General features: G+C 71.3%; 21 protein-coding genes and 2 pseudogenes. 18 read left to right on the top strand and 5 right to left on the bottom strand.

The window, feature by feature from the left end:
* Positions 1-39 precede the first annotated feature (39 nt).
* The 9 genes and pseudogenes from AB0I71_RS07010 (at position 40) to AB0I71_RS06970 (ending at position 8,999) form a co-directional block, all read left to right on the top strand.
* A complete protein-coding gene (locus tag AB0I71_RS07010; RefSeq protein WP_357582295.1) occupies positions 40-1,014 on the top strand; it encodes an NAD-dependent epimerase/dehydratase family protein in 975 nt (324 codons plus the stop codon).
* Positions 1,015-1,070: 56 nt separating this feature from the next.
* Positions 1,071-2,297, top strand: coding sequence for an LCP family protein (locus tag AB0I71_RS07005; protein ID WP_357582294.1), 1,227 nt, complete (start codon positions 1,071-1,073; stop codon positions 2,295-2,297).
* A gap of 173 nt (positions 2,298-2,470) precedes the next feature.
* Positions 2,471-3,658 carry an LCP family protein gene (locus tag AB0I71_RS07000; RefSeq protein ID WP_357582293.1) on the top strand — a complete coding sequence of 396 codons (1,188 nt, stop codon included), beginning with the start codon at positions 2,471-2,473 and terminating at the stop codon, positions 3,656-3,658.
* A gap of 199 nt (positions 3,659-3,857) precedes the next feature.
* Positions 3,858-4,785 (top strand): annotated as a pseudogene (locus tag AB0I71_RS06995) (LCP family protein).
* 69 nt (positions 4,786-4,854) lie between these two features.
* On the top strand, positions 4,855-5,190 hold the full coding sequence (locus tag AB0I71_RS06990; protein ID WP_357582292.1) for a rhodanese-like domain-containing protein: 336 nt from the start codon (positions 4,855-4,857) through the stop codon (positions 5,188-5,190).
* A 9-nt stretch (positions 5,191-5,199) separates the two neighbouring features.
* Positions 5,200-5,991, top strand: a complete 792-nt coding sequence (locus tag AB0I71_RS06985) for a glycerophosphodiester phosphodiesterase family protein (protein WP_357582291.1) — start codon at positions 5,200-5,202, stop codon at positions 5,989-5,991.
* Positions 5,992-6,096: 105 nt separating this feature from the next.
* Positions 6,097-7,554, top strand: a complete 1,458-nt coding sequence (locus AB0I71_RS06980) for an ATP-binding protein (protein WP_357582290.1) — start codon at positions 6,097-6,099, stop codon at positions 7,552-7,554.
* Between the two features lie 66 nt (positions 7,555-7,620).
* Positions 7,621-8,034: an ATP-binding protein gene (locus AB0I71_RS06975; protein ID WP_357582365.1), complete on the top strand. Its 414-nt coding sequence runs from the start codon at positions 7,621-7,623 to the stop codon at positions 8,032-8,034.
* Positions 8,035-8,114: 80 nt separating this feature from the next.
* Positions 8,115-8,999: a DUF5926 family protein gene (locus AB0I71_RS06970; protein WP_357582289.1), complete on the top strand. Its 885-nt coding sequence runs from the start codon at positions 8,115-8,117 to the stop codon at positions 8,997-8,999.
* Between the two features lie 8 nt (positions 9,000-9,007).
* Here AB0I71_RS06970 and AB0I71_RS06965 read toward each other — a convergent pair whose 3' ends face one another.
* Complete coding sequence (locus AB0I71_RS06965) at positions 9,008-10,228, bottom strand: arginine deiminase (RefSeq protein WP_357582288.1); 1,221 nt, start codon at positions 10,226-10,228, stop codon at positions 9,008-9,010.
* Positions 10,229-10,391: 163 nt separating this feature from the next.
* On the opposite strand from AB0I71_RS06965, the gene AB0I71_RS06960 reads away from it, so the two are divergent.
* The 4 genes and pseudogenes from AB0I71_RS06960 to pheA all read left to right on the top strand — a co-directional run bounded on the left by AB0I71_RS06960 (position 10,392) and on the right by pheA (position 13,492).
* Complete coding sequence (locus AB0I71_RS06960) at positions 10,392-11,132, top strand: hypothetical protein (protein WP_357582287.1); 741 nt, start codon at positions 10,392-10,394, stop codon at positions 11,130-11,132.
* A gap of 167 nt (positions 11,133-11,299) precedes the next feature.
* Positions 11,300-11,758 carry a PAS domain-containing protein gene (locus AB0I71_RS06955; RefSeq protein ID WP_357582286.1) on the top strand — a complete coding sequence of 153 codons (459 nt, stop codon included), beginning with the start codon at positions 11,300-11,302 and terminating at the stop codon, positions 11,756-11,758.
* 165 nt (positions 11,759-11,923) lie between these two features.
* A pseudogene (locus tag AB0I71_RS06950) lies at positions 11,924-12,403 on the top strand (hypothetical protein); the annotation flags it as partial.
* 132 nt (positions 12,404-12,535) lie between these two features.
* Complete coding sequence (gene pheA / locus AB0I71_RS06945) at positions 12,536-13,492, top strand: prephenate dehydratase (RefSeq protein WP_357582285.1); 957 nt, start codon at positions 12,536-12,538, stop codon at positions 13,490-13,492.
* Positions 13,493-13,549: 57 nt separating this feature from the next.
* On the opposite strand, the gene AB0I71_RS06940 is transcribed toward pheA, so the two are convergent.
* The 3 genes from AB0I71_RS06940 to AB0I71_RS06930 form a co-directional block, all read right to left on the bottom strand.
* Positions 13,550-14,266, bottom strand: coding sequence for an AIM24 family protein (locus AB0I71_RS06940; RefSeq protein WP_357582284.1), 717 nt, complete (start codon positions 14,264-14,266; stop codon positions 13,550-13,552).
* An 85-nt stretch (positions 14,267-14,351) separates the two neighbouring features.
* Positions 14,352-14,696: a metallopeptidase family protein gene (locus AB0I71_RS06935; protein WP_357582364.1), complete on the bottom strand. Its 345-nt coding sequence runs from the start codon at positions 14,694-14,696 to the stop codon at positions 14,352-14,354.
* Positions 14,697-14,814: 118 nt separating this feature from the next.
* A complete protein-coding gene (locus AB0I71_RS06930) occupies positions 14,815-15,246 on the bottom strand; it encodes an OsmC family protein (RefSeq protein WP_357582283.1) in 432 nt (143 codons plus the stop codon).
* Positions 15,247-15,401: 155 nt separating this feature from the next.
* Between AB0I71_RS06930 and AB0I71_RS06925 the strand changes: the two genes are divergently transcribed.
* The 3 genes from AB0I71_RS06925 to AB0I71_RS06915 all read left to right on the top strand — a co-directional run bounded on the left by AB0I71_RS06925 (position 15,402) and on the right by AB0I71_RS06915 (position 17,923).
* Positions 15,402-16,115, top strand: coding sequence for a hypothetical protein (locus AB0I71_RS06925; RefSeq protein WP_357582282.1), 714 nt, complete (start codon positions 15,402-15,404; stop codon positions 16,113-16,115).
* A gap of 174 nt (positions 16,116-16,289) precedes the next feature.
* The gene (locus AB0I71_RS06920; protein WP_357582281.1) at positions 16,290-17,111 is read left to right on the top strand and encodes an HAD-IIB family hydrolase; all 822 of its coding nucleotides are present in this window, start codon (positions 16,290-16,292) and stop codon (positions 17,109-17,111) included.
* Positions 17,111-17,923, top strand: a complete 813-nt coding sequence (locus AB0I71_RS06915; protein ID WP_357582280.1) for an HAD family hydrolase — start codon at positions 17,111-17,113, stop codon at positions 17,921-17,923. Before AB0I71_RS06920 ends, AB0I71_RS06915 begins: the two co-directional genes overlap by 1 nt.
* A gap of 47 nt (positions 17,924-17,970) precedes the next feature.
* Here AB0I71_RS06915 and AB0I71_RS06910 read toward each other — a convergent pair whose 3' ends face one another.
* Positions 17,971-18,573 (bottom strand): bacterial proteasome activator family protein, encoded by a 603-nt coding sequence (locus AB0I71_RS06910; protein WP_357582279.1) that lies wholly within the window; start codon positions 18,571-18,573, stop codon positions 17,971-17,973.
* A gap of 101 nt (positions 18,574-18,674) precedes the next feature.
* Between AB0I71_RS06910 and AB0I71_RS06905 the strand changes: the two genes are divergently transcribed.
* Together AB0I71_RS06905 and AB0I71_RS06900 are read left to right on the top strand one after the other, a co-directional pair.
* Entirely contained in the window at positions 18,675-19,472 is a 798-nt protein-coding gene (locus tag AB0I71_RS06905) for an alpha/beta hydrolase (protein WP_357582278.1), read from the top strand.
* Positions 19,473-19,549: 77 nt separating this feature from the next.
* Positions 19,550-20,749, top strand: coding sequence for an ABC transporter substrate-binding protein (locus AB0I71_RS06900; protein ID WP_357582277.1), 1,200 nt, complete (start codon positions 19,550-19,552; stop codon positions 20,747-20,749).
* Positions 20,750-20,780: the final 31 nt, after the last annotated feature.

The raw sequence follows: 20,780 nt of genomic DNA, 5'->3' as shown, positions 1-20,780 counted from the left end.
CGACGAATCAACAACGCACTCCTTATAGGCTGACCGGTCATGAAGGTTGAGCAGCGCTTCGGTCCCGGTCACCGCGTCCTGGTCACCGGCGGTGCCGGTTTCGTTCCGTCGCACCTGGTGGATTCGCTGATCGAGCGCGGTTGCACGGTCGTCGCGCTCGACAACTTCGTCACCGGGTCCAAGGAGAACGTCGCGCACCTGTTCGACGCGCCGAACTTCACCCTGGTGGAGGCGGACATCTCCGACGGGCTGCCCGCCCACCCGGCACTTGCGGAGCGGTTCGACGCGATCCTGCACATGGCCTCACCGGCCAGTCCCACCGACTTCGAGAAGCTGCCGGTGGAGATCCTGCGGGTCGGCTCGGTGGCCACCCTGCACCTGCTGGAGCGGGCCGCCGCCGACGGTGCCCGGTTCCTGATGGCCTCCACCTCCGAGGCGTACGGTGACCCGAAGGAGCACCCGCAGCGGGAGACCTACTGGGGCAATGTCAACCCGATCGGCATCCGCAGCGTCTACGACGAGGCCAAGCGCTTCTCGGAGGCCGCGACGATGGCGTACCGCCGCAGTCGGGGCGTGGACACCGCGATCGTGCGCATCTTCAACACGTACGGGCCGAGGATGCGGCCGGACGACGGGCGGGCCATCCCGACCTTCATCTCCCAGGCGCTGCGCGGCGAGCCGATCACCGTGCACGGCACCGGCAACCAGACCCGCTCCATCTGCTACGTCGCCGACCTGGTCCGGGGCATCCTGCTGCTGCTGGACTCGACCGAGAGCGGGCCGGTGAACTGCGGCACCGAGCACGAGATGAGCATGCGCGAGCTGGCCGAGACGATCGTGTCGCTCTGCGGCAGCCGGTCCGAAGTGACGTACGTCACGCGTAGTGCCGACGACCCCGAGATGCGCCGACCGGATCTCACCCTCGCCCGGACAGCGCTCGGCTACGAGCCCACCGTGGCGCCCGAGGAGGGGCTGCGGCGCACCATCGAGCACTTCCGCCAGCGGCTGGGCTAGTCGCCGCCACCACCGCCTAGGGGCAATGGTGGCTCGCGCTGCGTACATTGAGTTACATGTCAGCGACCATTCCCGCCGCGCTGCCGGTCCTTCGCCTGCACCGTGGCGCCGGGCGGGCGGCGGTGCCGGGCCCAGGACGCGGGGGCCGGGCCAGCGAGCCGGCCGACACCCGGTGGTACCCGGCGTACGACGACGAGCCGATTCCGGCAGGCGGCCCGGGAGGGCCACGTGGCCCGGTGGGTCCGGGCGGGCCCGGTGGCGGTCCACCGCCGCGCCGGCGGCGTCCGCACTGGCGCCGCATCGCGCTGGTGGCGGGCGTGGCCGTGCTGGTGCTGGCGCTGATCGGCGGCACGGGTGCCTGGTTCTACGCCCGTAGCCTCGACAAGAACATGGCCCGCACCGACCCGTTCTCGGAGATCACCGGCGGCCGACCGGCCAAGGCGGTAAACGGCGCGCTGAACATCCTGCTGGTGGGCACCGATTCGCGGGACCCGGACGCGCCGATGGACCGGGCTGGCGAGTGGCGGGCCGACACGATCATCGTCATGCACATCCCGGCCGACCATAAGCAGGCGTACCTCGTCTCCATCCCACGGGACCTGTACGTGCCGATCCCGGAGAGCGCCGGTGCCGGATGTGAGACGGGTCAACGGCGCAAGATCAACGCTGCCTTCGCATTCGGTGGGCTGCCCCTTGCGGTACGCACTGTCGAGTGCTTCACCGACGTGCACATCGATCACGTGATGGCCATCGACTTCGCCGGGTTCAAGCAGGTCACCGACGCCCTCGGCGGGGTGGACCTGAAGGTGGAGCGGACCATCACCTCGATCCACAAGCCCTACCGGAAGTTCACAAAGGGCACCAACCACATGAACGGCACCGAGGCCCTGGACTGGATCCGGCAGCGCAAGCAGTTCCCGGACGGCGACTTCGCCCGGATGCGTCACCAGCAGGATTTCCTGCGGGCGCTGATGGACAAGGCGGCCAGCACGGGCACGCTCACCAACCCGAAGAAGCTCAACGCCTTCCTCCGGTCGGTGACCGACGCGGTCACCGTCGACCAGGGCTTCTCGCTCACCGACATGGCTGTGCAGTTCCGCAACCTGCGCGGCGAGAATCTGACCTTCGTTACCAGCCCGCACCTGGGCAGCCAGACCATCAACGGCGAGTCGGTGGTCGTCTCCGACCGGGAGAAGGCGCTGACCATGTACCGGGCGATGAGCGCGGACACGATGACCGACTGGATGCAGGCCAACAAACCGTCGCCCACAGGTAACGGCTGAGCACGACCGGACGGTAGGGAACGGCCGGTCGTCTACTTTGTTCTGGACGATCGGCCATTTCAGCAGGATGACGTGGCAGAGAACGTGAATCGGACACCACACGAACTCGCCACCACGGGAATGCGAACGTAAAGTGTTCCCGCCCCCTTCTGCGAACACGAGCTGGAGCACGCATGCCGGTTCACAGCCCCTCCCTGCTTGAGCCGCCGCGCGCGTCCGCCGCTCCGCCGACCCCGGCGGACGGGGGTTCCGGCAAGTCCGGCAAGAAGCGCACCCGACGCAAGGACCCGCTCTGGGCCCGGCTCACCGTGATCTTCGGTGCCGCGCTGATGATGACAAGTGGTGTGGCGATCGTCGGCAGCAAGGCCGTGATCAGTCAGGCCACCGGCAGCATCTCCCAGCGCAACCTGCTCGGCGACGCGGGTAAGACCTCGGCCGAGGGCGGGGCCGACCTCAAGGGCCCGATCGACATGCTGCTGCTGGGTGTGGACGCCCGGGAGCGGTGGGCAGCCGACGACGTACGCGCGGACAGCATCATCGTGCTGCACATCCCGGCCACCCACGACCAGGCGTACCTGATCTCGATCCCCCGGGACACCGAGGCGCGGATCCCCGCCTTCGAGAAGACCGGCTACCCGGGTGGCGTCGGCAAGATCAACTCTGCTTTCCAGGCCGGCGCCCAGAACGGCGGCGGCTGGGAGGGCGGCGCCCAGCTGATGGCACAGACCATCAAGGGCATGACCGGGGTCAGCTTCGACGGCGCGGCCATCATCAACTTCGGCGGCTTCAAGAACGTGATCGACTCGCTGGGCTCGGTGCGCATCTGCCCGAAGCAGGACGTCAAGTCGATCCACATGTCGTACGTCGACGGCGAGCCGATGTGGAACGCGGACGCCAGGAAGACCGGCAAGCCGCGCACCCCGGTCGTGCACAAGAAGGGTTGCCAGGAGATGGAGGGCTGGGCGGCCCTGGACTTCTCCCGCCAGCGGTACGGGCTCAAGAACAGCGACTACGACCGCCAGCAGAACCAGCAGCAGCTGATCAAGGCGATGGCCAAGAAGGCCACCCAGAACGGCAGCCTGACCAACCCGGTGAAGCTGAACGAGTTGGTCAAGGCGGCCGGCAAGGCCTTCATCCTGGACACCGGTGGCGTATCGATCGAGGACTTCGTGTTCACCATGCGCGGGGTCACCGGGAACGAACTGATCATGCTGAAGACCAACGGCGGCACGTACAACGCCAAGGGCAACGGCAACGAGGCGCTCAGCGAGCAGACCCTGGACATGTTCCAGGCGGTCCGGAAGGACAAGCTCGCCGAGTTCGTCTTCTACAACCCCGAGGTGATCTCCTCCCGGAAGTGACCGGCCGGGCAGCGCGGTAGTCGAAACCACCGTCACTGGCAGTGACACTTCCGTAGCCTGATGTGAGTTGGATTCACATCAGGCTCACGGGAGGGACGTCACGGCCAGGAAGCGGCGTACGGGCGGAAAGCGGGCCCCGGGCGAGAGCGCCCGGAGACCGCGATGGCCCCGCGTACTGCTCGGCATCGGGCTGGCCGCGATCTTGCTGGCCACCGTCGCGGTGGTCGGGCTCCGGGTGCTCACCGATCGGTACGAACGCACGATGACCCGCGCGGAGTTGCTCGACCCGAGCGCCCGCGCCGACCGCACCGACCTGGACGGCCCGCTCAACTACCTGCTCGTCGGCTCGGACCGCCGACCCGGTGACGCCGGCTCCGAGCAGCGCACCGACACGATCCTGATCGTGCACGTGCCGCCCGGGCTATCTGGTCTCCGTGCCGCGCGACCTGCTGGTGGCCATCCCACCCGGCGGCGGCTACCCGGGCGGCGAAGACAAGATCAATACGGCGTACGAGTACGGTGGCGGCGGCCAGCCCGGCGCGCACCTGCTCTCGGCCACCCTGGCCCAGCTCACCGGCATCCGCTTCGACGGCGCCGCCCTTGTCGATTTCGCCGGCCTCCGGAACGTGATCGACCTGCTCGGCGGGGTCGAGATGTGCGTACGCACCGAGGTGCGGTCGATCCACACCGACCGGGTCTTCCATCCCGGCTGCCAGCGGATGGACGGCGCCCAGGCGCTGGACTACGTGCGCCAGCGCTACGACCTGCCGGGCGGCGACTACGACCGGCAGACCCACCAGCAGCAGTTGCTGGGGGCGATGCTGGACCAGGCCGGTGAGACCCGGTTGCGTACCGACCCGGTACGGCTGCACCGGCTGATCGGGGCCGTCGGCAACTCACTGACGGTGGACACCAACGGGGTGCCGGTGGAGGATCTGCTGCTCGCGCTGCACGGCCTGGCCACCGACGGGCTACGGGGCGTGCAGGTGCCGTCCTACCCCCAGATGATCGACCAGGTGTCCTACGTCCGGCTCGACACCGAGAGTGACGGGCTGTTCGCGGCGGTGCGCGGCAGTCGGATGCCGGACTGGGCCGGTGCCCATCCGCGCTGGGTGACCCGGCTCTGAGAGCTGTCGGCAGCCGTCCCGGCGGGAGGTCGCGGGCAGCCGCGCGACGAGGTTCTAGGCTTGGTACCCGTGTTCGGACCTCAGATACCCACAGTGACCGTTGCCGAGATCAACGATGAGACCTACCTGCTCGACGTCCGGGAGGACGACGAGTGGACCGCCGGTCACGCCCCCGGCGCCCACCACCTGCCGATGATGGAACTACCGGTCCGCCTCACCGAGGTGCCGACCGACCGCGACGTGGCCGTGATCTGCCGGTCCGGCGGCCGCTCCGCTCAGGTCGTCGCCTATCTGCTGCGTAACGGCTGGGAGCAGGTGAGCAACGTCGCCGGCGGGATGGGTGACTGGGAGGCGGCCGGTCGACAGGTGATCGGCTCGGACGGACAGCCCGGTCGGGTCCTGTAGGCGCGAGCCGTGGACGGACCCCTCGTATTCGCCCACCGGGGCGCCTCGTACGACCTTCCGGAGCACACCCTCGCCGCCTACCTGCGCGCCCTCGACGAGGGTGCCGACGGGCTGGAGTGCGACGTCCGGCTGACCCGCGACGGGCACCTCGTCTGCGTACACGACCGGCGGCTGGACCGGACCAGCAACGGCCGTGGCCTGGTCAGCGCCCGTACGCTCGCCGAGTTGGAGCAGTTGGACTTCGGTTCCTGGCATCCGGGGGGTGTTCCGGCCAACGGTGACGAGGTACTCGACGACTCGCGCACCCGGCTGCTCACCCTCGAACGGCTGCTGGAGGCCGTGCTCGCCGCCGGTCGCTCGGTCCGGCTGCTGGTGGAGACCAAACATCCGTCCCGCTACGGCGGGAACGTGGAGCGCCGCCTGGTCGCCCTGTTGCGCCGGTACGGTCTGGCCGAGCCGGGCCCGGACACACCCGTACACGTCACCGTGATGTCCTTCTCCCCGCTGGCGGTACGCCGGATCCGGACGCTGGCTCCCGCGCTGCCGACCGTGCTCCTGCTGGAGGTGCTGCCGCGCTGGCTGCCCATGGGTCGGTTGCCGTTCGGCGCCGGCATCGCCGGACCGGGGATCGCGCTGGTCCGCGCCCGCCCCGCCCTGGTACCGGCGCTGCGCGCGGCCGGCAGCCAGGTCTACGTCTGGACCGTGAACGAGCCGGCCGACCTCGACCTGGTACTGGCGGCGGGAGTGGACGGCGTGATCACCGACCGCCCGGCGCAGACCCTCGCCCGGATGCAGCGGTGAGCGACCGGCCACCGTCGGTGTCGACGTGGCTGGCCGGGGGCTCCGACACCGGCCCTGGGCCACTCGGGGGTGCCCGGAAACTCCGACGACGGGCACACTCGGGGGATGCCGGACCGCACCGACTACTCGGCTCTCATCGCCGGGCACACCGCCGTCATCGAGATGATCAATTCCGGTGACGCGGGTCTACCGGTCCTGAACCAGTTGCTCCGGGTGGCCCAGCCGGCGCTCGGGGCAGCCGGGATGGCGTTCGTGGAGTTCGCGCCCAGCGGCGGTCGGGTGATCGCCGCCACCGGGGCCGCCGAGTGGACCGTGGGCCGGCCGCTACCCGCAAACGATCCGGTCACCATCTGCCTGCTCGCCGGTCCCCGGGTGCAGTGCGTACGGACCGATCAGTTCACCAACCCGCTCGTCAGCGAGCTTGCCGAGCGCGACCTGCGGCGGATGGTCGTCTCCCGGGCCGAGATCGGTGGACACACGGTCGGCAGCCTGCACGCCCTCTACCTGGCCGGCGACGAGGAGCCGAGTGCCGAGCAACGCGGCGTGGTCGGATACCTCGGCTCCTGCATCGCCCACATGTACGGCGACCAGAGCGGCCTGCCGGTGCACGGCGACGGGCCGGTGGTCGCGGCGCTCGCCGACGGGCTGGCCGTGGTCGACCGGGACGCCCACGTACGGCTCTGGAATCCGGCCGCCGCGCAGGTGACCGGTCGGTCCACCGAAGAGGCGATCAACCAGCCGCTGCCCTTTCCGCTCCCGCCGTCCGGGCAGGTCCTCGATCATCGCCTGCCGGGCGGGCGCTGGCTGCGGATCACCTCGGGTGAGCTGCCGGGACCCGGCGCCCTGCGGGTGGTCACCTTCCGGGACACCACCGACCAGCAGCGGCACGACCACGAACGGGACCTCTTCGTCGCGGTCACCAGTCACGAACTGCGTACCCCGGTGACCGTCATCAAGGGCTACGCGGACACCCTCACCGACCACTGGGAGTCGCTGAGCGAGTCGGACCGGCGGCAGGCGGCCCGGGTCATCGGCCAGCGGGCCAACGAGCTGGCCCGGCTGCTCGACCGGCTGCTCTCCTCCGCAACGGAGGCGTGGCCGGGCGACGGACCGCCGGCCGCCTTCGACCTCACCGAGACCCTGCGGGTCGCGATCGACGACCTGCCCACGGACCTGCGTCGGCGGACCACCCTCCAGGTGCCGGCCGAGTTGCCCAGGGCGATCGGGCATCGGCAGAGCCTGGCCACCGTGCTCACCGAACTCGTCACAAACGCGGGCAAGTACTCCCCACCCGACTCCCCGATCGACGTCACCGCCGGTGCCGACGGCCAGACCGTCTGCTTCCGGATCAGTGACCGGGGCATCGGCGTACGCCCCGAGCACGTGGAACGGGCCTTCGACCGGTTCTGGCAGGGTGACTCCGGCGACCGGCGTCGCTATCCCGGCACCGGTCTCGGCCTCTATCTCGTCCGCCGGATCGTTGAACAGCAGAATGGGTGGGTATTCCTCCGACCGAGAAGTGGTGGGGGTACGGTCGCAGAGGTGCGGCTGCCCCGCAGGTGACAGTGGGGGTCACGGGGCGAAAGAGGGGCAGAGGTGGCGACGACAGCTGTCGAACGGGCGTGGTGCGTGGTGGTGCCGCACCATGCCAGTGGGGCGCGGATCGCCCGGCACCGGCTCGCCGCCGAGCTGGCCGGGGCCGTCTCCCCGGCGATGCTGGCTGATCTGGTGGCGGTCCTGGCCGAGCTGGTCGGTAACGCGGTCCGGCACGCCGACCCACTGCCGGGCGGCGTGGTCCGGGTCGCCTGGCGGCTGCGGTGCACGCCCGAGGGTCCGCAGCTCCGACTGCGGGTCACCGACGGCGGCGCCGCGTGCAGTCCGCGGATCCGGCCGCCGGACATGGACGCGGCCGACGGCCGCGGCCTGCACATCGTCTCCGGCCTGGCGACCAGCTGGGGCGTGGAGCGCGACGGTCTCGGTCAGAGCGTCTGGGCCGACTTCCACCCGGCCGGTGACCGGCCGGCGCTGGTGACGACCGGCTGAACCGGTCGGTCGACCGGTTGACGCGGCCGCGGGCGGGTCCGGCCCCCACCGTCCGCCGGAGGGCTCTAGGCTGTGTCGCCGTGAGCAAGCGTCGAAAGAACCAGCGAGCCGCCACTTCCTCCGGCAAGCGGGAGCGCATCCGGGACGTCTTCGTACCCCGGCCCTTCGAAGGCCTGGTCGACGAGCCCGAATGGATCGCCCTGCGGGAGCTGGTGCCAGCCGCCTCCGCACCGCTGCGGCTCACCCCGGCACTCGTCGACGAGTACGGTGACCGGCCGGTCGCCCTGGCCACCGTGCTGCCGATGGCCGCTCCCGCGATGAGCCGGGACGACGGTCACATCTTCATCGGGCTTCAGCGTCATCTTCAGTCCGGTGACGTCTCTCGCGACCTGGCCGAGTCGCTGCTCTGCGCGCTGCGCACCGACCCCGGTGCCCAGGTCGTGGTGCCGCCGCTACCCGGCCCGGGCCCCCGGTTGCAGGACATCCTGGTCGACGGCCCGTTGGAGATCAGCCTGCACGAGGGCTTCGAGTTCTGGCTGGCCCCGGAAGCCGCCGAGGACCCGACCGTGCGGGCCTCCCTGGAGCGGGCCAACGCGGCGATCTACCCCACGGTGCGGCTGACTGCCGCGCGTGCCGCGTACTGGTGCCAGGTGACGGCGAAGGCCCATGTCCGCTGGGTGCTGCCCGAGGCCGAGGAGGCAGCCCTGGACGCGTTGGCCCGGCTCGGCGCGGCCGGCTCGCTGACCCTCGGCGAGGAAACCAGGTTCGCCGGCATGTTCCGCGCCCACGGGCGGCTGGTGCCGGTCTGGGACCTGCCCGAGGAGATCCCGGCCGGCGAATGGGAGCAGCCGGTCGCCGACTTCGCCAAGCGGTACGCCGACGCCCTGGCCGAGACCGGTCCGCTCGACGCCGCTGCCCGCAGGTCCCGGCAGGGGTTGCTGGGCCGCCAGCTCACCCTGCGCTGATCCACAGGTCATCCGGGCCGGCTCAGGTCCCGCTCCCGCAGCAGCGGGCAGGACATGCAGCGGGGGCCGCCGCGCCCCGAGCCCAGCTCCGAGCCGGCGATCGGGATCAGTTCGATCCCGGCCCGCTCCAGCTGGGCGTTGGTCTCGACGTTGCGCTCGTAGCCGACGCAGAGCCGCGGCGCGAGCGCCAGGGTGTTGTTGCCGTCGTCCCACTGTTCCCGCTCGGCGGTCACCGGGTCCAGCCCGGTGTCGATGACCCGTAGCCGGTCCAGGTCCATCGCGTCGGCGGCGGCCCGCAGGAACGGTGCCGGTCCGTCGACCTGCGGGTCCTCGCCGTCGGTGCCGGCGATGACCGTGTACGCCGACAGCGTGCTTGCGACATTCGGGTACATCAGCACGGCGTCGACGTCGACCATCGTGCAGATGGTGTCCAGGTGCATGGTCGCCCGCTCCTGGGCGATCGGCACGACGAGGATCGTGTGCGCCAGTCCGGCCGCGAAGACCCGGCGGGCGAGCCGTTCGGCACCGGCGGGTGTCGTCCGCTCGCCGACGCCGACGGCCAGCACCCCGGGGGCCAGCAGCAGCACGTCGCCCCCTTCCAGGGGCTCCAGGTCCGGTCGGTAGACGAATTCGGTGCCGGCGAACCGGGGATGGTGGCGGTAGATCGCGTCGGTGAGGGTGGTCTCCCGCCGCCGGGCGGGCATCGCCAGACTCGTCACACCGACCCGGTCACCGATCCACAGTGACGAGTCGCGGGTGAACAGCAGGTTGGGCAGCGGATCGATGATGAAGTCGTGCCGGTCCATCAGGGTGTAGACGAGGCCGCCCCGGCGGTCCCGGCCGAGCCGCAGCTCCTCGTGGGCCAGGCCGGCCACCAGGACGCCGGCCAACGCGGCCGGGTCGAGGTACGCCAGGTGCGCGGCGACCCGGGCGCGCAGGGTGTCGCCGAGCCGGGGCGAGTCGAGCACCTCGTCGGTCAGCTCCGTCCGGGCGTCCGGCACGGCCAGCGTCTCGGTGAGCAGGTCGGTCAGGTAGAGCACCTCGACGCCACGTTCCCGCAGCGCCGCCGCGAAGGCGTCATGCTCCTCCTGGGCCCGGCCCACCCACGGGATGGCGTCGAAGAGCAGCGAGTCGTTGTTGCGTGGGGTGAGCCGGGCGAGTTCCGGCCCCGGCCGGTGCAACAGGACGGTGCCGAGCCGGCCGACCTCACTGTCCACGTGGTGGCTCACCCTCGCAGCGTAGGGCAGGGTTTGGCGGTATCCGGTAAAACAACCGTGGGTGAATATGGCATTCATCCACAGTCATTCCGGCGCTCCGGCTTGCCGACCACCGGGACTGGCAACGTAGGGTAGTGAGAACGTAACTTCGAGGGACCTTTTGCCGGAGGTCGCGATGACTGTCTTCCCCGCTCGTCGAGCCGTACCGTCCGCCAGGGCGCTGCCGCCAGTGGCGGTACCGCACCCCCGGGTCGAGTCGCCCGGGGTGGTCGCGACTCCTCGCCCGTCCCCGTTGGAGTGGGCCCGTCGTCGCCGGGCGGAGCGGGGCGCGCGGCGGTTGGAGGCGGCCGGTGCCCGCGCGCTCGGTCAGCTCGACCACCTCGGGCCGGCGTGGCACGTCATCGACTGGCCCCGCACCGATGCGGCCGACGTCCTGCTCGACGACACCGCGGACAACCGGGCCGGGTTCCTGGCCATCGGCCCGAGCGGGCTCTTCGCCGTCACCATCGCCGACCACGGCCGCGCCCGCGTCCTGGTCGCCGGTGACGTGGTGCAGATCAACGGCAAGCGGCCGCCGTACGTGGCCGAGGCCCGCCGCGACGCCCGGCGGGCGAGCAAGGCGCTCACCGCTGCCGTCGGCCACCCGATCCCGGTGACTCCGGTGCTCACCTTCGTGGGCTCGGGGGTCATCAGCGTGTACGGCCTGCCCAAGGACTGCCTCATGGCGACCCACCGGGAGCTCGACCGGCTGCTCGTGGCCGGCGGCAACCGGATCAGCCCGGCCACCGCCGAGAAGCTGTCCCGAGTCGCGCAGCACCCCGGCACCTGGGGAAACGGCGGCTACCCGCCCGCGGCCGACTACCGGTGGTACGAGGACGGCCGAATGGCCGCTGACAAGCCGGCCGGCCGCCGGTAACGTCAGCGGCGACGCCACGCGGCCGGGCACGGCTCAGCTCCCGCCGGCCCGCGCCGTCGCCGACCGGGCACTGATCAACACCGACGGCACCGTACGCCCAGCGCGGTCGGCGGTCGCTGCCGCGACCGGCTAGCGTGGACGTACCGTCGGTGTGCATAGGAGGCTCGGTGGCCCACGTCGAACTCTCGCTCTCGGAAGTGTTCGCACCCTCCGGGGGGACACCGACAGAGCCTGGGTGCGACAACATCGGCCGCTGGTCGGCCACGGTCTCCAGCGCCCACGAGCCGTGTCTGCTGATCGACGCCGAGACCCGGGTGCTGGCCGTCTCCACCGCCGGTTGTGAACTGCTCCAACTCGGCGCGCCGGAGGACGTGATAGGTCTGCCGCTGCTCGACGGCGGGCTGCGACTACTGGACTTCACCGCCTATCGGGGCGAGTTGGCCGAGCCCGAGATCGACAAGATCCCGCCGCTGCTGGCGCTCACCTCCGGGCGCCTGGCCCGCGGGCTGCTACGGATCGAGGCGGCGACGGAGGACGCGCCCGACGCGACAGTGGACGCCATCTCCACACCCGTGCTCGCCGACGGCGAGGTAGCCGGCTCCCTCACCTTCTTCTCCGAGGTCTGACTTCCTCCTACCATGGGCACGGCCACCTGCCACCCCGAGTCTCCCGCCCTGAGGACCACCGCCGTGCCGCCCACCCCGCCGTTGCACGCCGCCCCTGAACGGCCCACCGCCGGCTCCTGGTCCGGTGTCGACTTCACCTGCCGGCCGTTCCGGCGGCACAGCAGGCTGGTCGGTGTCGCCGTGCTGGCCGCGCTGCTGACGGTCGGATGCGGCGCGCCACCGGAGGTACGCGAGGGCGGCGGTCTGCCGACCCGGGCGGCCACCCCGACACCGAGCGGCCCGACCAGCCCCGCCACCCCGTCGTTCGGCGCACCGCCCGGTGCCGGTCCCACCCTTCCCTCCGCCGACCCGGGGCTGGTCGCGGTGGCCTGTACCGGCGAGCCGTCGGCGAAGCGGATCATCGAGCTGGTGCGGGGCCGCCGTGGGCTGCTGCCCGGCAATGCCCGGGTCAGCGTCCGCAACGGTCCGTTGTGTGCCGCCGACTGGCAGCTGACCACCCTCGACGTGGCCGGGTACGAGCCGCTCCAGGTGGTGACCCGGGACCGGGCCGGGACCCTGAGCCTGGTGACCGCCGGTACCGACGTGTGCACGGCCGAGGTGCGGGTCGCCAGTCCTGCCGGCATCCAGACGCTGGCCTGCGGCAGTGACGGCGGCGGCTTCCCGGTCCCGGTGCCCCCACCGACGCCGTTGCCCCCACCGACGCCGTTGCCCACGCCGTCGACCCCCTCGCCCTCGCCGTCGGGCTCGTCGCCGACTCCGGGTGCGTAGGCTGGGCGCATGCCGGGAACGCCGCCGACACGCTTCGTCTACCTCGGGCCCGAGGGCACCTTCGCCGAGCAGGCACTGCGTACAGTGCCCGCCGCCGAGCGGGGCAGCCGCACGCCGGCCCGCAGCGTCGGCGAGGCGCTGGAGGCCGTCCGCGCGGCCGAGGCCGACGCGGCTCTGGTGCCGCTGGAGAACTCGATAGGTGGCGCGGTCGGGGTGACCCTCGACGAGTTGGCCGAGGGGGAACCGCTGGTCATCACCCGAGAGGTGATCCTCCCGGTGGAGTTCGTGCTCGGGGCACGCGCGGGCACCCTGCTGCCGTCGGTACGCAGCGTCGCCGCGCATCCGCAGGCCTCCACCCAGTGCCGGGGCTGGTTACGGACGCACCTGCCCGACGCGATCGTGGTGGACGTGCTGTCCAACGGAGCGGCGGCGGCCGGCGCGGCCAACGGTGAGTACGACGCGGCCATCTGCGCCCCCATCGGGGCGACCCGGCACCGGCTCGCCGTCCTGGCCGACAAGATCGCCGATCATCCGGACGCGGTGACCCGCTTCGCGCTGTTGTCCCGGCCCGGTCCACCGCCGCCACCCACCGGCGACGACGTGACGTCGCTCGCCGTCTACATCGCGCACGACCGGGTCGGCGCGCTGCTGTCCGTGCTGATGGAGCTGGCGGTCCGGGGTGTCAACCTGACCCGGATCGAGTCCCGACCGACGGGCGAGGCGCTCGGCCGCTACGTCTTCTTCCTCGACTGCACCGGTCACGTCGCCGACGTCCGGCTCGGTGAGGCGTTGCAGGGGCTGCGCCGGGTCTGCGCCGACGTACGCTTCCTCGGCTCGTACCCCCGGCACCGGTGGGACGGGCCGACCAGGGAGCGGCCGGTGGCCGCCCCGGCGGGCCTCTCCGACGCCGACTACACCGACGCCGCCGCCTGGCTCGCCCGCCTGCGCGCGGGCGAGCTGACCTGAGCGGCCCGGCGCAGCCGGGTCCGGCTGCGCCGGTTGCGCGACATCCGGAAGCGCGAGCTACCGGAACAGGCCGCCGAGCACCCCGCCCTGGTCCTGCTGACCGCTGCCCATGATCGGCGGTTCCTCGGAGGGCTGCACGACGACGAAGCCGTGGCCGGCGAGGCTCATCGTGTACGCCTCGCCTGTGGTGCGGCCCAGCAGTGTGCCGAGCCCGAGCTGGTCGGCCCGGTGGTAGCCGGTCTGCAGGCTCGCCGACCAGCAGACGGCGGCCTGCGGGTCGACGTAGGTGGGCGCGTCGACGGCGAGCACCACCGGGGTTCCCCGGGTGGTGACGGCGATCCTGCCGTGCCCGGTGAAGACGCAGTTGAACAGGCCGCTGGAGGCCATGCCCGCCCCGCCGACCATCTTGATGTCGTAGCGCAGGGTGGCGTCGAACGCCAGCACGCTGGAGCCGTTGATGGACAGGGCGTCGCCCGGCTCCAGGTCGATGACGTGCACGTCCTTGGCGAAGTCGGCGAGGAACACGTCGCCGCGTCCGCTGAGTTTCATCAGCGGTACGCCCTCGCCGGTGAGCTTCTGCTTGAGGAAGTTGCCCAGCCCACCGGAGCCGAGCGCCTGGAACTGCACCTGACCCTGGTACGCGACCATCGAACCGACCCGGGCCATCGCCTCGCCGTCGAGCTCGATCTTCAACATCTTGGCGTTCTGCAGCCGCATGCCGGGCTGCGCCGACTCCCGCTCCAGATTCGCCGCCGAGAACAGCTCACTGCGCATGGTTCCTCCCGTACTCGCCGTACCTGGCCGAGACGGTAGGGCCAGCCCGCAACACGTCCAGCCGGGCGACCTGGTTCGGGAACTCTCAGCCCCAGCCCAGCTCGTGCAGGCGCGCGTCGTCGATGCCGAAGTGGTGGGCGATCTCGTGCACCACTGTCACGGCCACCTCGTCGACGACGTCCTCGTCGCTGTGGCAGATGCGCAGGATGGGGTTGCGGTAGATGAGGATGCGGTCCGGCAGGACCCCCGCGTAGTCCCAGCCGCGTTCGGTCAACGCGTGTCCCTCGTAGAGGCCGAGCAGATCCTCGCCGGGCGGCGGATCGTCCTCGACCAGGATCACCACGTTGTTCATCAGCGCCAGCAGTTCCTCCGGAACCTCATCGAGCGCCTCCCCCACGAGTTCCTCGAACCGCTCCCGCCCCATCTCCACCGCCACGCCCTCATTCTTCCCCACCCCGCCCGCGATCTTGCACTTCCGGTCGTCGCGAATTGGCACAGAAGCCGCATAACGGAGACCGAAAATGCAAGATCGGCGCGAAGGGGGTGGGTCAGGAGGTGAGGCGGGCGGTGAGGGTGATCTCGGCGCCGGGCGAGAGCAGGCGGGAGATCGGGCAGTTCTGCTTGGCGGTCTCGGCCAGCTTGGCGAACTGTGCCTCGTCGATGCCGGGCACCTCACCGACGGTGTCCAACTCGATCCGGGTCACGGTCATCCCGGCGTCGGTCTTGTCGAGATGCACCTTCGCGGTGGTCTCCACGGAGGTGGGCGTCGTGCCGGCGTCGGCGAGCGCCTTGGAGAACGCCATCGAGAAGCAGCCGGCGTGCGCGGCGCCGATCAGTTCCTCAGGGTTGGTGCCCTCACCCTCCTCGAAGCGCGACTTGAAGGAGTAGTTCCCCTGAATTCCGCCCTTGCCGGTGCGGATGGTGCCGGACCCCTCGGTGAGGTTGCCCTGCCAGCGTGCGGAAGCGGTACGGATAGGCATGCACCTGACGCTAGTCCACCGCGGGCCGGCAGGCGACCGACCGCCCCGGCCGCGTGGTTGTTCCTCGGCGGCAGCAGCCGGCTGTGTCATGATGCGACCCGGACCCCGCGGCGCGGCGGACGCACGGCGTCCCGGCCACCAGGAGAGGGTGAGTGATGACCCACGACCTCCCCATTCCCCGTCAGGACGACCGCTCCGACGGTGCCAGCGTCATCGAGTGGGGTACGGAGGACGAGTCACCTGCGGCGGGCCGGTTCCGTCGGTCTCTCGGCGGTCTCGGTCGGGACCATCGGGTGCCGGCGCTGCTGGCCGGCCTCGGTGCGGTGGCGGCTCTGGCTTCGCTGCTGGGCGAGTGGTCGACGGTCACCATCCCCAACGGCGGGCCGGAGCCGGAGACCCCGCTCCAGGTGACAAGCGGTGTGTCCGACATCGGGCTGGGCCCCGCGTACCTGATCGGGCTCCTCGCGCTCGGCGTGGCGGTGGCGCTCGCGCTGCGCGGCACGGACTCCGTCCGGGCGAATGCCCGGGTGGCCGGGCTGGCACTCGCCGCCGGCGTGCTCGCGCTCCTGGCGACGACCCTGGTGTCGCTCGACGACACGATGCGACGGAGCATGTTCTACAACCCGGAGTTGACCTTCGCCGTCGAGTACGAGCGCGGACTGATCGTCGCGTTCGTCGCCGTCGGGCTGTTCGCCGCGGCGCTCGCCCGGACCTCGCCCGGACCGGTCGGAGCACGGCCAGGGCCGGACGAGCCGCGACGGCGCAGCCGACGACCGGCCGAGGAGGCGGAGCCGGAGGGGGAACGTCCGCCCGCGGACATCACCGTCACGCCGACGGTCCCCTTCGCCCGGGAGGCGCCGTCCGACTGATCCCCGCCCTGGTCAAGAGGTCACCTCCGGTGTGTCGCCCGTTGGCACCCGATTCGCCTGGAAGCCATGGTTGCGACCGTTTCTGCGAGGTACGGTTGCTGCCCGCCGTCACGCCGGGTCGCCGATCGACAAGGTGAACGGCTGGTCGCGACGGCGGCGGGCGAAGGAGGAACGATGACCCGCCCGGGCCTGCCCAAGCTGATCGCCACCGACCTCGACGGGACGCTCGTCCGCAGCGACGACACCGTCTCGGCCTTCACCCACGGGGTTCTCGACCGGGTACGCGCCGCCGGCATCCCGGTGGTCGGTGCCACCGGTCGCGGTCCCCGACTGACCGAACTGACCCGCAACGACATCCGTGCCGCCGACTTCCTGGTGCTGGCCGGTGGCGGCCGGGTGGTCGACCAGAGCGACCCGGAGGGGCCGGTGGTGCTGCGGGACGAGCGCCTCTCCAGCGAGGTGCTGGCTGTTCTGCTGGCCGAGCTGGAGGCCGCGGTCGGCCCGCTCACGGTCATGGTCGAGGCGTCGGACGAGCACGAGGCTCCGCTCTGGGGCGACTACCATCCCGCCTGGCCCTACCAGGACGCGTTCGAGGTGCGTAGCCGCGCCGAGTGCCTCGCCGGTGACGTGATCAAGGCGTTCGCGCGTACCGCCGATCACCACGTGGACGAGCTGCTGGCCGTCGCCCGGGAGATCGTCCCGCCGCACCTCGCCACCCTCACCCAGGCGGGTCTGGGCTTCATCGAGATCTGCCCGCCCGGGGTGGACAAGGCCTCCGGGCTCAGCGTGATCGCGCAGACCCTCGGCGTGGACCCGGCCGACGTGCTCGTCTTCGGTGACATGCCCAACGACCTGCCGATGTTCGAGTGGGCCGGCTGGGGACGGGTGGCCGTGGCCAACGCCCACCCGAGCCTGCGGGCGGTCGCCGACGAGGTCACCCTGCGCAACGACGACGACGGGGTGGCGATCTATCTCGACCGGCTACTGTCCCGGTGATGGATTCCACGCCGCACCTGGTCGCCAGCGACATCGACGGGACACTCCTGCGCGACGACCGCACCCTCAGCGCCCGCACCGCCGCCGTGCTGGCCCGGATCTCCGCCCAGGGCACGCCTGTCGTCCTGGTCACCGGCCGACCGATCCGCTGGCTCCGGCTGGTGTACGACCAACTGGCCGAGCCGCTGCCGGCGGTCTGCGCCAACGGCGCGGTGGTCTACGACCCGACCACCGACGAGGTGTTGCGGGCCGACCCGCTGGCCCCGGAGTTGCTCGCCGAGGTGGTCCGACGCCTGCGTGCCGAGATACCCGGGGTGAGCCTGGCGGTGGAGATCGTCGACGGCCGGCAGATGCGCCACGAGACGCACTACCCGCTGCGCTGGGACGCCGACGACGAGGCGATCCGGGCCGTGGAGACCGCCGAGGAGCTGCTGTCGGCACCAGCGGTGAAGCTGCTGGCGCGCGCCGGTGAGCAGGACCCGGACCGGTTCACCCGACTGGTCGCCGCCGCCCTCACCGGGCTCGCGGAGGCCACCCACTCCTCACGCTCCGGGCTGGTGGAGATCTCGGCGGCCGGGGTGACGAAGGCCGCCGGCCTGGCCTGGTACTGCCACCGGATCGGTGTCGCCGCTACGGACGTGCTCGCCTTCGGTGACATGCCCAACGACCTGCCGATGCTCACCTGGGCGGGGCGGGCTGTGGCGGTCGCGAACGCGCACCCGGAGGTGCTGGAGATCGCCGACGAGGTCGCCCCGGCGAACTCGTCCGACGGTGTCGCCGCGTACCTGGAGAAGGTTTTCGGGGCCGACTGAGCGGTCCGGGTGCGGCCCGACGAACGCACCGCACCCGGACCGGGCGATCAGAGGTACTGGCCGGTGCTGTGTCCTTCACCACCTGGCTGCCCCATGCCGGGCATCCCCGGCAGCATCGCCCCCGCCGGGCCGCTGGGCAGTGCCTGCCGGCCGGAGCGCATCTGCTCCAACTGCACCCGGGCCGCCATCTGTTGCGCGACCAGGGCTGCCTGGATGCCGTGGAAGAGCCCTTCCAGCCAGCCGACCAGTTGGGCGTGGGCGATCCGCAGCTCACCCTCGCTCGGTGCCTGGTCCTCGGAGAACGGCAGCGAGATCCGCTCCAGTTCGTCCCGTAGTTCGGGGGCGAGCCCTTCCTTCAGCTCGACGATCGACCGCTGGTGGATCTCCCGCATCCGGTGCCGGCTGGCGTCGTCCAGGGGAGCGGACTTGACCTCCTCCAGCAGCTGTTTGATCATGCTGCCGATCCGCATCACCTTGGCCGGCTGTTCGACCAGGCGCGACGGATCCTCGCCAGGCCCGTCGTCGGTCTGCACGGTGCCGACGGGCCGGCCGTCCGGTCCGACCACCACCACGGTTCCGGAGTGCCCGGTACCGTCCCGGCCGGGCTCGTCGTTCTGTCCAGCGGAGCGCGCTTCGGTCATGCCCTCCATCTTTACCCAGCGGTACCCGTCAGCGCCCGCCGGCCCGCTGGTCCGGTACCCGGCCGGGCACCCACCCCCCGGGGGCCCGCGAACCGCGCTACCGTCGCCCGATGCCCTCCGATCCCCGGGCGGTGCTGACCCGCCCCGCGCCCGAACCGGACGTGACAGTCGCCTACGGCGAACACCCGGACCAGATCGCCGACCTGCGTCGTCCGGCCGGTTCCGGGCCGCCCCGGCCGCTGGTGGTCGTGGTGCACGGTGGTTTCTGGCGCGCCGAGTACGACCGACGGCACACCGGGCCACTGGCGAGCGCACTGGCCGCCCTCGGGTACCCGGTCGCCCAGTTGGAGTACCGGCGGACCGGACAGCCCGGTGGTGGCTGGCCCGGCACACTGACCGATGTACTGGCGGGGGTCTCCGCGCTGCCCGGGTTGGCCGAGGCCGCACTGCCGGGGCACGTCACCTCGGGCCCGCCGGTCCTTGTCGGTCACTCGGCCGGCGGGCACCTCGCGCTGTACGCGGCGGCCCACGCACCCGGTGCGGTCGCCGGGGTGCTGGCCCTCGCCCCGGTCGCCGACCTGGCCGAGGCGTACCGACTGGATCTGGACGCCGGTGCCGTGGCCGCGCTGCTCGGGGGTGGACCGGCCGATGTGCCGGAGCGGTACGCGACAGCGGATCCACGGTCTCTGGTCCCGCTGCGGCCACGCACGGTAGTGATACACGGCACGCTGGATCAACAGGTCCCCATCGACATCTCTCGAAATTATGTGGCCGCAGCGCGCGCCGCAGGCACCGATATTCGCCTGATTGAGCTGCCAGAGTGCGAGCATTTCGGGCTTATCGCTCCCGGCTCGTCGGCGTGGCCGGAGGTAACCAGCGCGTTGCGGTCTCTGCACGAAGATCATTAGCCATTGACGCAGCGTCGCGGAGCAGGTAGAACGCCGGATGGGCGGATGCGCCCGGCAACACATTCGAAGGGAACCCGGTGTCGCAGATGAACCGCAGGCGGGCACTCCAGCTGCTGGCCGCGCTCGGTACGGGCGGACTCGTCGCGGGGTGCGGCTCCGACGCCGAGCCGGAGGTCACCAGCACAGAGAGCCCGATCAAGATCGGGCTCATCGCGCCACAGTCGGGTGCGAGCAAGGCCATCGGTGACGAGCTCACAAACGGCTTCGAGCTGTACCTGGACCTCAACGACAGGCGCCTCGGCGGCCACCCGGTCGACCTGGTCACGGCCGACGAGGGTGACACCGTCAAGTCGGGTCAGGCCGCCGTCGAGGGACTGCTCAAGCAGGGCGTGCTCGCCCTGACCGGGGTCGCCAGCTCGTCGGTCCTGTTCGGCATCCGGGACATCGTGGAGCAGGCCCGGGTTCCGTTGATCGGCTCCAACGCCTCGCCCGCGAGCCTGCAGAGTGTCGTCTACATCTGGCGTACGTCGTACGTGCTCGACGAGGCGGGCCGGGCGCTCGGCCGCTACCTGAAGGACGAGCTCGGTCCCGCCGACCGGATCGCCACGATCCTGCCGGAAGGGGTCGTCGGCGTCGAGGACGTGCTGCGCGGCTTCCGTGAGGAGTTCGGCGAAGCCGACCCGCGCATCGCCTCCGAGGTGGTCTGGACCTCCGGCAGCAACAACCCCGGTAGGACCGCCTACGTCTCGGACATCAACCGCGCGCTGGCCGACAATCCGGCGGTCGTCTTCTGCTTCTACTCCGGCGCGGCGGCTGTGGAGTTCATCATGCAGCTGCGCGACGCCGGGTTCCGGGGCCGGATCTACGCCCCCGGTTTCCTCACCGAGGGCTCGGTGCTGGAGAGCATCCGGCCGGCGAGCGACGCGATCGGCATCCGCACCGCGTTGAACTACTCCGCCGACCTCAACAACGCGGCCAACCGCCGGTTCGCCTCCGCGTACCGCAAGAAGCACAACGCCTCCCCGACCACGTACGCGATGGCCTCGTACGACGCGGCCAAGGTGCTCGACCAGGCGATCCGTCTCGCCGGCGCGGCACCCACCGCGCAGCAGGTGAACCTGGCGCTGGGCCGGATCGGCCAGATCGACAGCCCGCGTGGTGCCTGGCAGTTCAACCAGCCGCGTACCCCGCAGCAGAAGTGGTACCTGCGCGAGGTGCAGCGCGACGGCCAGGTGGTCTCGAACGTGCTCGTCAACGAGTTGGCCACGCTCGGCTGAGTCGAGGAACGCAGCGAGGCCGGCCCCCACC

The organism is Micromonospora sp. NPDC049891 (genome assembly GCF_040660295.1).
Taxonomy (GTDB): Bacteria; Actinomycetota; Actinomycetes; order Mycobacteriales; family Micromonosporaceae; genus Micromonospora.
Note: the sequence above shows the minus strand (reverse complement) of the source record. Positions and strands in the feature narration are given on the sequence as shown.